Here is a 13,891-nt window from a genome sequence, read left to right on the forward strand (position 1 = left end):
ACCCTCGTGGCAAAACAACAGCTCCTCCTGGTCGACGCTGACGCCCGCAGCCTGCGGGTGCTCGAAGTAAGCCTCAAAAAGGCCGGTTTCAGCGTCACGACGGCGCAAGACGGAGCGGACGCCCTCTCGAAGATCGAGCTCTCTCCGCCGGACCTGATCCTCACCGACACGCGCCTGCCGAACATGGACGGCTACGCGCTCGTGCGGCGGCTCAAGGACAACCGCGATTGGGCCTCGATCCCGGTCGTCTTTCTCACGAGCCAGAAGTCGATCGAGGACAAGATCCGTGGCCTCGAGCTCGGCGTCGAGGACTACCTCACGAAGCCCATCTTCGTCCGGGAGCTCATCGCGCGCGTCAATCTGCTCATCGCGCGGCGCACGCGCGAGGGCATCGCCACGAAGCAGCAGAACCAGAGCGGCCGCACGCGCTTCAGCGGCCTCGTCTCGGACATGGGCGTGGTCGACTTGCTGCAGACCTTCGAGGTCAGTCGCAAGAGCGGCATCGTGCACATCCGCTACGAGCGGCACGACGCGCACATCTACTTCCGCGAAGGCAAGGTCGTCGACGCGACGCTCGGGCGGCTCATGGGGGAGGAGGCCGTTTATCGCGCGCTCCTCTGGAACGAGGGGTCGTTCGAGGTCGAGTTCTGCAAGGTCGACAATGTCGATGTGATCGGCGCCTCGACGCAGGGCCTCTTGATGGAAGGCATGCGGCGCGTCGACGAGTGGGGGCGCCTGCTCGAAGCGCTGCCGCCGCTCACGACGGTGTTCGAGGTGAACGCCGAGGAGCTCGTCGATCGGTTGAACGAGATCCCCGACGAGCTGAACGGGATCCTGCGGCTGTTCGATGGTCGCCGGGATCTGATGGCCGTCGTCGATGCGTCGCCGTTCGAGGATCTGTCGACGCTCTCGACGATTTCAAAGCTCTACTTCGAGGGGCTGCTCGTTCCGCGCATGGAACCCTCGGAGCCGCCGGCGCCGCTGGAGGACGCGGTCGTGGGCGAGGGCGGGCACGACGAGGCGGCGCCGCAGACCGCGATGGCGCGTTCGCTGCTCGGCGCGACGTCGTCGCAACGCGCGGTCGTCCCGGGCGAGCCAATCGCGCCGATGCCAGGTGATCTGCTCTTCGAGGATCCGGTCGTGCCGGCCGCGTCGTCGATGATGTTGTCGTCCGCGCCGGTGAGCACGCGTGGACGCGGAGCGGGCGCGTGGGGCGGCGTGACGAGCCCGATCCGATCGATCGGGATCGCGCCCGCGCCGGAGAGTCGGCTGAGTCCGCCGCGCGGGCCGGAGACGATCCGGCAAGGGACGCCCGGCGCGAGCCCGGTGGCGATCGCGCGCGCGGCCGAGGAGGAGCGGTCGCCGCACACGCGTCGCGCAGGCGGCAAGGGCGCGCTTGGCGCGTCGGACCGGGTCGCCGCGGACGAGGGCGAGGAGACCGCGCCGCCGACGACGGCGTCGGGTCGAGCGCCCGGCGCGCCGTCGCCCGCGACGTCGTCGCCGGAGCCCACAGCCGACGCAGCCGCGGACGCCGCGCCGGACGAGGCGCCGGAGCCGCTGAAGGCGGCCGAGACGACGCAACGCACCGAGCGTGATGCCGTGCGCGCGCAGGAGCCCGAGGCCGCGCCCGAGGAGGCCGCATCGGAGGCGGTCGAGGCGGAGGCGGTGGCGGAGGCGGCGCAGGAAGAGGCGCCAGCCGAGGCCGCGGAGGCGACGCAGGACGAGGCGCCGGCCGCGGAGGAAGCAGCAGCGGCAGAGGAAGCGACGGACGCGGCGGAAGAGGCTCCGGCGGAGGCGAACGCGAGCGACGAGGGCGCGGCGGCTCCCGCGGAGGAGCCGGACGCGGAAGGATCGGGCGAGCCGCTGGAGGATGCGGCCAGCGCGGAGATGGCGCGCATCAGCGAGCCGCCTCCGTCGAGCGACGTGCTCCCGATCGGCCCGTCGCCCGAGCAACGCGCGCGTCAGGCGCGCATGATGAAGATCGTCGGCGGGGTGCTCGCCGTGCTCGTCGTGCTCGTGCTCATCGGCGTGGCGAAGCAGAAGTTGTCCGGACCCACCGAGACGAAGGGCACGACCACGGCGCAGCTCCCGACGCCGGTCGCGCCCGCGCCGACGCCGACACCGAGCGCGGTCGCGCCCGCGGCCACGACGCAAACGCCTCCACCTGCGCCGACACCCACGACGACGCCGACGGCGGAGCCCACGGCTGCGCCGACGGCCGAGCCCACGGCGACCCCGTCGTCCGCGCCGACCTCGCAGCCGGCGTCCACGGGCAAACCCGCGGGCGGCGAAGCGACGGCGCCGGAGCCTCCGCCCACGCCCACGCCGGCCGACGACTCGGGTCCGCTCCCGGTGCGGATCCAGAAGGCGATGGAGTCCGGCAACATGGGCAAGGCGCGTCAGCTCGCGAAGCAGTACACGCAGCAATCGCCGGGCAGCGCCGAGGCGTGGTACCTGCTCGGCGCGGCGGGCGGCGGCGCGTCCGCGTTTCGCAAGTGCGCCGAGATCGCCGGCCCCGAGTCGGCGCGCGGCGCCGAGTGCCGCGCGCTCGCCGGGATGTGATCACGCGCCGTTCTTCGGAGCGCGGTCGATCCGCGGATCGAGGAGCGGCGCGACGAGATCGACGAGCAAGGTCGAGAGCACGACGGCCGTCGAGGCCACGAGCACCGTCGCGACGATGACGGGCCCGTCGCGATTGAGGAGCGACTCGACGGCCATCTGTCCCATGCCCGGCCAGCGGAAGAGCCGTTCGGTCACGACCGCGCCGCCCACGAGCGCGCCGAGGTCGAGCGCGGCGAGCGTGGTGATCGGGGCGAGCGTGGTGCGCAGGCCGTGCACGACGAGGGCCCGCGCGCGCGAGGCACCCTTCGCGAGCGCGGTGCGCACGTGGTCCTCGGCGAGCGCGGCGCCGAGCTCGGCGCGGACGAGGCGCGCGTAGAGGGCGCTGCCGTAGATGCCGAGGGTGAGGGCCGGCAGCACGAGCGAAAGGAGTTGCTCGCCGGGGGTTTTTCCGGGCCCGTCGTAGGGGAGCAGGCCGAGGCGATGCGCGAGCACGTACTGGAGCGCGAGCCCGGTGAGGAACGTCGGCGCGCTGATGCCGAGCAGCGACAGGCCCGCGCCGAGCTCGTCCCAGCGGCTTCCGCGGCGCGCGGCCGTGCTGATGCCGAGGGCGAGGCCGAGGGTGAGCTGCACGAAGAGCGCGGCGAGCGCGAGCTCGAGGGATCGCGGGAGCTTCGCCGCCACGAGGTCCACGACGGGCCGCCGGTAATGAAAGCTGTGCCCGAGATCGACGTGCACGGGGCCGATCGCCGCGCAGCTCCGGTGCTCGGGATCCTTCCGCGCTTCGGGGGTGGGTCCACGGCCCGTGTGCACGAGCCTTCCCATGAAGCGCAGGTACTGCACGCGGAGCGGGCCGCCATGACCGTAGAGCTCGCGCGCGCGCGCGACGTCGGCGGCCGAGGCCTGCGGTCCGACGAGCATCCGCGCGGGATCCCCGGGGAGCACGTGCACCAGGACGAACGACACCATCGTCACGCCGTAGATGACGACGAGCGCCCAGCCGACGCGGCGCGCCATGCGCGCGAGGATCAACGCCATGACGAACCTCGTCGCGCGCCGAACGGGAGCAAGAGCGACGCGGGCCCGAGCAACGATGGCGTCTGCGCCGCGGCGAGGGCGCGCGTGTCGATCCAGGTGTCGCGGAAGCGCTGCGGCACGACCGGGTGCGGCGTGTAGCCGCGAACGTACGGCTGCCAGATCTCGAAGATGCGCGGGGCGTACGTCGGCGCCCAGGGGGCCTCGTCGCGGATGATCTCCTCGGCGCGCAGGAAGTGGCGGCGCCGCGCTTCGGGGTCACGCTCGCGCGACGCGGCTTCGAGCACGCGGTCGAGCTCGTCGTGCGCGAAGAAGGCGAAGTTCTGGGAGTGATCGTCGCTGATCACGCGCGACGAGAGCGTGGGCTCGAAGAAGTTGCCGGGGTCGGGGAAGTCGGCCTTCCAGCCGGCCCAGCCCATCGGCGTCGTGCGCCTGCGCGAGGCCTCCGCGAGGTACGTCGCGTAGCTCGTGAGCCGCAGCCGGATGCGTAGACCGATTCGCGCGAGCTGCTGCGCGAAGATCTCCGCCGCCTGTTGCTCGAAGGTGTCCGCGGGGGCGAGGTAGTCGATGGGATGCGGATACCCGCCGCGGCCCGTCCCGGGATCGAAGGCGTAGCCGGCGCGCCGCATCTCTTCGAGCGCCGCGGCGAGGTCGTGACGGCGCATGGCCGGGATGCTCTCCGCGCCCGGGATGCCTTCGGGCAGCACGCGTGAGCTCTCGCGCGCTTCGCCGCGGACCTTTTCGAGCACGCTCGGATCGATCGCGAGCGCGACGGCGCGGCGCACGGCGCGCACGTCGAAGGGCGGGAGCTCGGTGTTCATGAAGATCGCGTTCGTCGCGCGGGAAGGCGAGAGCGCGTGCTGCCCCGACCACGCAGGGCTCGCGCGGTAGAGCGCGGCGTCCTGGCTGCCGAGGTCGCGCGTGTAGTCGAGCGCGCCGCGTTCGAACTTGTAACGTTGCGACGTGGAGCGCTCGCTCGTGTGCCACTCGATCGCGTCGAGGTAGGGTTTGCCGGGCACGAAGTAGGCCTCGTGTCGCGCGAGCCGGATCGGTCCTTCGGGCTCCCACGACGCGACGCGAAAGGGACCCGCGCCGCAAGGCGTCGGCGGGCGCGCGGCATCGACGGTCGATCCGGACGACGGGCACACGGGCGCGGCGAAGCCGAGCGTGAGGAGCGGGAGGAACGTCGGGTCGGGGCGCTCGAGCGTGATCTCGACGGTGAGGTCGCCCGTGGCGCGCGCGCCTTCGAGGTGCGGCGTTTTCCCCTCGTGAAAGGCGGAAAAACCCTGGATGGACGCGTAGTGGCTCGCGGCCGGGCAGGGCGTGCGCGGATGGAGCGTGCGCTCGAGCGAGCGCACGACGTCGGCGGCGCGGAGAGGCGCGCCGTCGTGGAAGACGACGTTGTCGCGGAGGGAAAACGTGTACGTGCGGCCGTCGGCCGAGACGTGGAGATCACGCGCGAGCTCGGGGACGATGCGGCCGTCTTCGGCGAAGGTGACGAGGCGCGCGAAGACGAGGTCGGCGAGCGAGGTCGCGGCCTCGTCATAGGCGAGCGCGGGATCGAGCGTGCGTACGTTGACGATCGTGGCGACGCGGAGCGTGCCGCCGCGCATGGGCGAGCGATCGGGCGGGTGCGCGGCGATCGGCGGCGCGACGGGCGTGGGGCGGAGGACGGCGACGAGCAGGAGCGCGGCCGCGACGAGCAGGAGATCGGCCTGCATGTGCGCCTTCGAGGGGGTTTGTCCCGACGGAGCTTCCAACGCGTCGCGCAATCCATCGCCGACGCGGCCGAAGGCGAGCACGGAGAGCAGGATGGCGATCGCGGGGGCGGCGACGAGGCCGAGGCGCGTGCCGATGAAGGGCTCCGCCTCGTGCAGCATGCGGCCCCACGTGGCCTCGGGCGGCGGCACGCCGAGCGAGAGGTAACCGAGGACGGCCTCGGCGAGCATCATCTGTCCGACGCTCGTGGTGGCGAGCACGGCGATGGTGCTCGCGGCGTTCGGCAGGATGTGGCGTAAGACGATACGCACATGACCCGCGCCGAGCGCGCGCGCGGCCGTGACGAACGAGAGCGAGCGGAGCTGGAGGGTCTTGGTGCGGAGCACGCGCGCAAAGCCGCCCCAGCCGGAGAGGCCGAGCACGCAGAGCACGGTGAGCGTGTCGGCTCGACCGACGAACGCGCCGATCGCCGTGACCGTGAGCAGGAACGGGAGCGCGAGCAGGATGTCGACGATCCGCATGAGCGTGACGTCGATCGCCGCGGCGCGCGTCTGCGCGGCATACCCCGCGGTCACGCCGACGGCCGTGCCGACGAGCGTGGCGATCAGCGTGGCGAGGGCCGCGATGCCGAGCGAGAGCCGGCCGCCGTGGGCGAGGCGCGCGAGCACGTCGCGGTAGAGCGCGTCGGTGCCGAGGAGGTGTGTCCGCGAGGGGCCGGGCGGCGCGCCGAGCGCGTCGCGCGCGAGGGAGAAGTCGCTCGTGTTGGGATCGTGCGGGAGGAGGAGGGGGCCGAGGAGGGAAAAACCGACGAGGCCGAGCACGAGGAAAAACCCCGTACGCTGCGCGGGGTTCTTGACGAAGGTCCGCGCGGCCTCGCGCAGCTTCACCGTCTGCCCTCCAGGAACTGCGCGGCGAGGTCGGCGAACTCGCGCGGGCGCTCCTCGTGCGGGGCGTGCGCTGCGTCGAGGATCGCGAGCTTGGCCTGGGGCAGCTCGCGCGCGAGGCGCTGCGCGGAGGCGGCGGGGAAGATGCGATCGTCGCGGCCCCACACGACGAGCGTGGGCGTCGTGATGCGCGTGATGCGCGCGACGACGGGCCGCGTGTCGACGATGGCGCGGAGCACCGCGTACGCGCTTTCGCGCGCGGAGGGGCCGTTGAAGAAGTCGTAGTGTTGATCGATGCGCTCGTGCGGCAGCGCCGCGCCGGGTCGGAAGAACTCGTCGCGGAAGTAGGAGCGGAACGTCCTGCGCCCGTAGAGCTGCTTGAAGATCGCGCCGCCGATCACGGGAAGGAACGGCAGGCGACCGCGGAAGCTCATCGGGAACGGGTAACAGAGCGCGTCTTCGACGACGAGGCGCGTCACGAGCTCGGGGTGCTCGGCCGCGAGCGTGAGCGCGACGGCCGCGCCCATCGCGTGGCCGATGACGGAGGCGCGGCCGACGCCGAAGGCCGCGATGAGATCGGCCATCGACTCGGCGAAGGCCTCGATCCCGTACGGATAACGCGTCGGGCTCGGCTTCTCGCTCTCGCCGAAGCCGGGCAGATCGGGCGCGATGACGTGAAAGCGCGGCGCGAGCGCGTCGATGATGTCGTCGAACGAGCGGTGGCTCACGAGGAAGCCGTGCACGAGCAGGAGCGCGGGCCCGGAACCCGCTTCGAGGACACGCATGCGGACGCCGCGGGCGTTGACGTCCCGCAAGACCCGCGCGGGAGGGTCGGGCTTCATGTCGGCCATGGGAGGGAGCAAGCCTATCAGCCGCCCAGAAAGGGGCAGTTTGTGTAGGAATAAACACCAATTGACAGCCGAGGGGGGGATCCTCAGATGCACAAAACCGTCAAGAAAAAACGATCTCAGGGCGGACCGGAAATGTCCTAGCGCGTTTCGAAAAATGCGGGATGCGCAGGCTCTTCGCGCATCCGGAAATAATCACGATCCGTTAGATTGACTGTATTCTACTGAGTGGAATACATTCACGAGCGTCGTTAAGGGAGCTGCCCCGAACGGGGCGGAGGGGAACCTTGCAGCGGATCTCGGACGACGCGCTCGATCGTCTCGAACGCGAACACGAACAAGGCATCACGTCGGCCGAGATCCTCGACATCTTCGCCGCCCACGAAATCAAATTCAGTGAGGCCACGCTTCGGAAATACGTACAGCTCGGCCTCCTTCCCCGGAGCGTCCGGGTGGGCAAGAAGGGCAAGCACCAGGGCTCACAAGGGCTCTACCCAGCGACGGTGGTCAGGCAGATCCAGCGCATCAAAGAGATGATGGCGCAGGACTACACGATCGAGGAGATCCAGCGGGAGTTCCTCTTCGTGCGGGGTGACATCGAGGAGCTCGAGCGGACGATCGGCAAGGTGTTCGACGCGCTTCGTGACGCAGCCAAGGATCGACGAAGCGAGACGAGCGACCGAGCCATACATCAGGAACTCTCCATGGCGGAGAGGCTCGCCAAGGACCTCGTGGCCAAGCTCGCGGCAATCGAAGAGCGCTTGATGGCCCAGGCCCGGCTCTCGCGGAGAGCAGCGGCAGCAGGCTCCTGAAGTATCGAAAAAGAAGATTTTTCCGAGGCGTCGCGGTTGACGCCTCGGAGCTGATTTCAAGTCGATGAAGGACGGCTGGCCCGTCCTCCATCGATGAAGGCGAACACGTAGGCACAGGGAGCAGGACCCCTGCACTCGTCCGGACCGGTCTCCGAACGAGCAGGGGGATCGTGCGCGCGCAGTACGGAAGGACCAGCGGGAGGCAGCGCATGGCAACGATGGGTGATGGCGAGCTCGGCGGTTTCGGAGAGCTCGAAGACGATACGGACGGCATGAACGACGCGCAGACGAGGCAGGCCGGCGACGAGAACCTCGTCGAGGGCGCGCTCGCCCGAAAGGCAGCCCCCGCGACGTCCGCAACCGCGATCACGCGCGAGCAAAGGCGCTCGCGTCGCAAGCGCGAAGTCCGCGCCCGCACGATCAGCGTGAAGCGCATGACCAAGCGGGAGCTCGAGATCGGGCGAATGCTCTATCCCGAGGTGGACTACTGGAAGCCGCGCACGCGCGCAGAGTGCGCCGACGGCCCGCGGCCCTGCCCGTACGTGTCGTGCAAGCACCACCTCTTCCTCGACGTCTCGGCGAGGACAGGCGCAATCAAGCTGAACTTCCCAGACCTCGAAGCCTGGGAAATGAGCGAGAGCTGCGCCCTCGACGTGGCCGATCGCGGCGGCACGACGCTGGAAGACGTGGGCGCAATCATGAACCTGACGCGCGAGCGCATCCGTCAGGTCGAGGTGAAAGCACTCGCGAAGCTGCAAGCGCTGCGCGACATGTCAGCGCTGCGCGACTACGTCGACGAAGGCCCCGTCGGCAAGCGCCGTCTGCCGGTGCTCGCCCAGAGCGACGACGAAGACATCGACGAGGAAGAGCGCGACGAGGACGACGACGACGACGATTTCGAGGACGACGACGCCGACACCGAAGCAAAGGCGGACGCGGAAGAGCCGCAGATCCTCGAAGAGTCGGACGATCTGTTCTGACGGAAGCGCGTCGCCGGGGTTTCACCCCGGACCCGACCAGGGGTTGTCCACCCCTGGACCCGGACCAGCGCAAGCGCTGGACTCGTGGTCGATGAACTGCGCTCCGCGCAGTTCATCGAACGGGCCGGTTCAAGACCTGCGACGATCCTGCCAGCCAAGACAGCCGCGCTGACGGCTCTATTGCCAACGCCCGTCGAAGCGTGAACAGACCTGCATGGTCTTGCCATCGGCCTGTGGGAAGAACTGCGCATCGCGCAGTTCTTCCCCAAATGGTCCAGGGCTGGCGCTGCAAAGAGGGGGCGGACAGCTTTAAAAATTCTCCCCGCATCGACTGCGCGAAGCGCAGTCGATGCCCAGAGGTCCAGGGCTGGCCCTGGTTCGGGTCGAGGGGCGAATAGCCCCCGCGGGGCCCGGGGCAGCGCCCCGGCGCGGCGCCTCAGGGATCGGGATGCGCCTCGACGACGAGGAGCGCGCTTTCGGCGAGCGACGTCGCGAGGAATGCGGCGATCGACTGCGTCGTGGGGGATTCGCGGGGTGCCTGGTTGCGACCGGACCAGAGCTGGATGAGGCGGCGGCGCGGGTCGGCGCGGGATTCGGTGTCGCGTCGCGAGGCGAGGGCTGCGGCGCGGGTGAATTCTGGTGCGCCGAGGCCTGAGCGCGAGAGACGGCCGAGGAGTGCGCGGACGTCGTTTGCTGCGGACGCGAGTAGGTCGGACGGTGCGCGGACGTCGATGACGAGCGCGGCGGTTTGGTTTGTGCCGACGATGCGTGCGGTTGCGCGGACGCCGTTCGATGGCGGGAGGGTTGCTTCGAGCAGGCCTCCTTCGCCGCCGAGTGCGAGTGCCACGAAGAGCGCGAGGTCGTGTCCGGGTGCGGAGACCGCTGGCATGGGCGCTGCGATGAGCGCTTGTGCGAGGCCGGCGTCACGCGGGAGACGCGCGGTGAGTGGGCCCGTGCGTGGCGCGCTGCGTGTCGGTGTTGGGCATGCGCGTGCGGGTGGGCGCGGGACGAGCCATCGATCGACGGATTGTGCGACCTCTGCGGTTTGCGTGGCGTCGGTGTTTGCGAGGACGGCGAGGCGGAGGGGTCCTTCGAGGAGCGAGCGAAGGCGCAGGCGTGTGCCTTCGAGACCTGCGCCGGAGACGCGCGTGTAGAGGCCGAGCGGATCGAGCCAGGAAGGGTGTTCGGGCACGAGTGCGGAGGCGAGTGCTTCGAAGGCGATGCCGCCGCGACCGGTCGTGCGCTCGATGTGCGCGAGGGCCGAGGTGCGCGCGTCGGTGAGCGCGATCGGCGTGAGCGCGGCTGGTGACAAGGCTCGCGCGGCTGCGTCGCCGACGCGTCGCGCGAGCTCGATGGGGGTCTCGTGTTCGTCACGCGGTGCGGCGTGCGCGACGAGGCCGACGCCGTCGGGGCCGACCCACGGTTCGAGCGCGACACCTGCGTTTGGATCACGCGAGGCTGCGGCTGCGAGCATGGCGAGGGCGGATGCGCCTGCGTCGGTCGCGCCTTCGTCGACGACACCACACGGGCTCGCGACGAGGGCCCAAAGCTCACCTTGGCCACGCTCGACGGCGGCGCGACGCTCGACGACGGGCTCGTTTGCTTTCGCCCACGCGCGGTCGAGCTCGGCGGTGAAGGTGCGTCCTGACGAACTTGGCGTCGGCGTGGCGCGCGGCGGCAAGGCGAGCGCGATGGCGATGCGCGACGGCGCGGCGGGAACGGGCGTCGTGAGATCCCACCAGGCGGCGCGGGATGCGGCGTCGCGCGGGTCGGCTGCGGAGAGGATCTGCCGCATCGCGACGGAGGCGTTTGCGGGTGCTGCGCTTTCGAGGCGGAGCTCGTGACGCGTGATGGCAGCGGCGCGGGCTGCTGCGCGCTCGAGCTCTGCGGCGTCGAGGCGCGTGTCGGGCTCGATCGTGACGCTGACGCAGCCGCCGCGGGCGCGCGCGACGCCGACGATCTCCACGGCGTGGAACGCTTCGGGCAGGCTACCGAGGCGCGCATGGAGCGGTGATCCGGGAGCCGCGAGGCGCTCGGCGGTGGCGACCGCGCCGAGGGCATCGCCGAGTCGAACGGCGAGCGTGACCTGCCCGCGTGGCGCGCTTTGCGGCGGCGCGACGTAGCTCGTGACGGTGTCGGCGGTCGGGAAGGGATCCGCGGCGGGCTCGCCGACGGGCCAACCTTCGCTTGCTTCGAGCGCCTTCGCGACGAGCGCGCCGAACGATGCGGGGCCGACCGCGGCGATCGAGGCGCGGCCCGCGTGCAGGCCTTCGCGGCGATGGCCTTCGAGCTCGCCGGCGAACGTGGGCGAGGCGGGATCGGGTACGGCCTCGCTCGGAGAGAGGCCGAGGCGACCCGTGCATGCTGCGATCGCCGCGAGCTCGGGTGCGTCGAGCGGCGTCTTTCGCAAGGCCGCGAGGCGTCGCGTGACGAGAGGCGACTCGGGGCCGTTCGCGACGACGGGATCTCGCATCGCGCGGACGAGCGCGGCGAAGAAGGGCGCGATGCGCGTGGTGTTGTCGACGAGCCACTCGGCGCGGAAGCCGGTGCGATCGGCGCGCACGCGTGTTTCGAAGCCCGCGGCCGCGAGGCGCGCCTCGACGAGCGCCGACAGCGCGGCCGCCGTGGCCGGGCCTGGATCGGTGGCGAACGCGACGGCGATGGCGGGCGCGGGATCACCGTCGCGGTTCACGAGGGTCAGGCGCGGGCGTTCGTCGAGGGCATGGACCTCGATTCCCGCGATCGGCGCGCCTCCGGACGAGGCGAGCACCGAAGGGCCCCCTCGCTTGGACGGGCCATTCGCGCCGCTGCACGAGGCGATCACGAGGGGCGCGGCGAGCGCGGCGATGGTCACGAACGTTCGCGACGGAGGCCGCCGCGGGGTGGTCTCGGGCGGGGGCTCGGGCGTCGTCTTCATGCCGGTGCGGAAAGGGGGAGCTCTGCGATCAGAGCTCGAAATCGGCCGCGGAGCGAGGCGCGATCTTGAAGCCGTAGAAGTAGGTGACGACGCCGGTGACGGCCTTGAACTTCACGCCTTCGGCGAGGAGCGGGCCTTCGTTCTTCAGGTCGAAGAGCTCGTTCGAGATGCTCGGCACGTCGATCTGGCTGATGCCGCCGCCGACGTCGATCGGCGCGGAGTAGCGGCCGCTGCTCTCGTAGGCCTTGTCCGCGATGACGACGTTCTCGATGCGCACGAGCATGCCGAGCCACTGGCGCGCGCCTTCGTACGTCTTGAGGTCGGTGGTCGGGATCGTCCTCGCGGGGAGATCCGGGCCGAGCTCGAAGCGGAAGGTCATGGTGCCGCCGATCTCCGGGAGCGTGCGGCACTGCGGGAACGGGCCGCTCGTGGGGCCGGGGAACTCCATCAGGTTGCCGAGCACGTCGACGACGTCGCCCGCGGCGAGGCGCAGATCCGGTGGGCTGAACGAGGGCGCGTAGACCGTCATGCCCGAGTAGGGGCCGATCGGATCAGCGCAGCCGTCTTGCACGTAGTAGTTGCCCGACGCGCCGTTGCCGGTCTCGTCGAAGTGATCGATGGCGACGATCCGTAGGCCGGAGAGCTTCACCGGCCGGTCGGGCGGGTAGCTGCACGAATTGCTCATCGCCTGGTCGGGATCGACCCAGGTTGGCTCCGATACGACGTCGGACAATCGGTCGCCTCCGCCGCAGGGATCGGCAGCGGGCTTGCTGGGCGGATCGCCCGTGCCGCCGTCGCCCGTGCCGCTGCAGGCCGAGGCGGCCAGGGCGACGAGGAGCGCGAACACGGAGGTTCGCGCGGCAACGCGGGTCGGGGCGCACGTGGCGAAGCGGTCGCGTAAGAAGCGCATCTCCAGCCGGGGTCTTACCACGTCTCGGGCGATGCTTGGATCCAAAGGCCCGGGCAGCTCGTTCGCGTCGCCGTGCGAAACCACGCCTGCCCCGAGGCGCGCGCGTTGCTATAGGGAGAACGTGCTCTCCGGTCGCGCGCTCGCTCTCGTGGTGCTTGCCTGGTCGCTGCTCAAGGTCCTCGTCGGGAGGCTGTTCGGGCGGAAGACGGGCCTTCCTCTGTTTCACGAGAATTACGACGCCGACGGCCTGCCGGCGCTCGACGCCGCGGAGCGTGAGCGCATCGCGAGTTTTTCGCGGTGCATCGCGTGTGGGCGTTGTGACGTCGGCGAGGCGGATCGCATCGCGGCTTCGGGCGGGGAGTACCCCGGGCTCATGACGATCGTGCTCTCGTCGTCGCGGAGCATGCCGGACTACGACGCCGCGGCGCGTTCGCTTGCGCATGTGCCGATGGACGTGCTCGCGCAGAAAGAAGAGATCTGCCCGACGCGCGTGCCTTTCGTCGAGCTCGCGCGGTTCGTGCGATCGAAGGCCGGAACGAAGCAGCTCCGGACGTCGAGCGTCGTCGCTTCGGCCGTGGAGGAGGCGGGAACACAGGCTCCTGCCCAACGTGAGCACCCGCCGGCGACGGCGCCCACGTAGGCGTCCCCGCCGGCCAATTTGCTTGGAGCCCCCAGCATGTCGGGATAGACGGGAGGCATGGCCGCGCTCTCCGCGCGTCTCCCGCGCATGCTGTTTCGACGTCTCTTTCCTGTGCTCGCGCTTGCGACGCTTGTCGGCCTGTCCACGGGGTGCGGTGGTGGCGCGGAAGCGGCGGGGAAGGGGGCGGTCACGCCGGACGCGGCGCCTGCAGGCTCGGCCGTGGCGGGGAAAGAAGAGCGCGGCGGCGCGAGTTATTACTCGGACAAGCTGAAGGGTCGGCCGACTGCGAGCGGTGAGCCGTACGAGCCGACCGAGTTGACGGCTGCGCACAAGACGTTGCCGTTTGGCGCGATCGTGCGCGTCGAGCGTGAGGGACGTTCGGTGGAGGTGCGGATCAACGATCGCGGCCCGCACGTGCGAGGGCGGATCATCGATCTGTCGCGGCGCGCGGCCGAGGCGCTCGGCATCGTGCGGATGGGCGTCGCCGACGTCGTGCTGCGCGTGGTGTCACTGCCGCCGGCGAAGAAGTCCGCGAAGAAAAAGCGCCGCTGACTGCTCGACCCTTGCATCGACCGCATCGCGGTCGA

Annotated in this window: 10 protein-coding genes; 5 read left to right on the forward strand and 5 right to left on the reverse strand. The window is 70.6% G+C overall.

Annotated features, from left to right (window positions below):
* Window positions 1–6: 6 nt before the first annotated feature.
* The gene (locus QHF85_RS26910) at window positions 7–2,562 is read left to right on the forward strand and encodes a response regulator (RefSeq protein WP_281330188.1); all 2,556 of its coding nucleotides are present in this window, start codon (window positions 7–9) and stop codon (window positions 2,560–2,562) included.
* Here the strand turns inward: QHF85_RS26910 and QHF85_RS26915 are convergent, their stop codons facing one another.
* The 3 genes from QHF85_RS26915 to QHF85_RS26925 are packed head-to-tail and all read right to left on the reverse strand — an operon-like array spanning window position 2,563 to window position 7,048.
* The gene (locus QHF85_RS26915; RefSeq protein ID WP_281330189.1) at window positions 2,563–3,597 is read right to left on the reverse strand and encodes an ABC transporter permease; all 1,035 of its coding nucleotides are present in this window, start codon (window positions 3,595–3,597) and stop codon (window positions 2,563–2,565) included. It lies immediately after the preceding gene.
* Entirely contained in the window at window positions 3,588–6,200 is a 2,613-nt protein-coding gene (locus tag QHF85_RS26920; RefSeq protein ID WP_281330190.1) for an ABC transporter substrate-binding protein, read from the reverse strand. Before QHF85_RS26920 ends, QHF85_RS26915 begins: the two co-directional genes overlap by 10 nt.
* Complete coding sequence (locus tag QHF85_RS26925; protein WP_281330191.1) at window positions 6,197–7,048, reverse strand: alpha/beta hydrolase; 852 nt, start codon at window positions 7,046–7,048, stop codon at window positions 6,197–6,199. Before QHF85_RS26925 ends, QHF85_RS26920 begins: the two co-directional genes overlap by 4 nt.
* 284 nt (window positions 7,049–7,332) lie before the next feature.
* On the opposite strand from QHF85_RS26925, the gene QHF85_RS26930 reads away from it, so the two are divergent.
* Both QHF85_RS26930 and QHF85_RS26935 read left to right on the forward strand, forming a co-directional pair.
* The gene (locus QHF85_RS26930) at window positions 7,333–7,857 is read left to right on the forward strand and encodes a MerR family transcriptional regulator (protein WP_281330192.1); all 525 of its coding nucleotides are present in this window, start codon (window positions 7,333–7,335) and stop codon (window positions 7,855–7,857) included.
* A gap of 209 nt (window positions 7,858–8,066) precedes the next feature.
* A complete protein-coding gene (locus QHF85_RS26935) occupies window positions 8,067–8,837 on the forward strand; it encodes a sigma factor-like helix-turn-helix DNA-binding protein (protein WP_281330193.1) in 771 nt (256 codons plus the stop codon).
* 436 nt (window positions 8,838–9,273) lie between these two features.
* Here QHF85_RS26935 and QHF85_RS26940 read toward each other — a convergent pair whose 3' ends face one another.
* Both QHF85_RS26940 and QHF85_RS26945 read right to left on the reverse strand, forming a co-directional pair.
* The gene (locus tag QHF85_RS26940) at window positions 9,274–11,754 is read right to left on the reverse strand and encodes a hypothetical protein (protein WP_281330194.1); all 2,481 of its coding nucleotides are present in this window, start codon (window positions 11,752–11,754) and stop codon (window positions 9,274–9,276) included.
* Window positions 11,755–11,782: 28 nt separating this feature from the next.
* Window positions 11,783–12,664, reverse strand: coding sequence for a hypothetical protein (locus QHF85_RS26945; RefSeq protein WP_281330195.1), 882 nt, complete (start codon window positions 12,662–12,664; stop codon window positions 11,783–11,785).
* A gap of 121 nt (window positions 12,665–12,785) precedes the next feature.
* On the opposite strand from QHF85_RS26945, the gene QHF85_RS26950 reads away from it, so the two are divergent.
* Complete coding sequence (locus QHF85_RS26950) at window positions 12,786–13,304, forward strand: hypothetical protein (protein ID WP_281330196.1); 519 nt, start codon at window positions 12,786–12,788, stop codon at window positions 13,302–13,304.
* A gap of 57 nt (window positions 13,305–13,361) precedes the next feature.
* The gene (locus QHF85_RS26955; protein ID WP_281330197.1) at window positions 13,362–13,856 is read left to right on the forward strand and encodes a septal ring lytic transglycosylase RlpA family protein; all 495 of its coding nucleotides are present in this window, start codon (window positions 13,362–13,364) and stop codon (window positions 13,854–13,856) included.
* The last annotated feature ends 35 nt before the right edge of the window (window positions 13,857–13,891 follow it).

The sequence above is a fragment of the Polyangium sp. 6x1 genome (genome assembly GCF_029946515.1).
Lineage (GTDB): Bacteria > Myxococcota_A > Polyangia > Polyangiales > Polyangiaceae > Polyangium.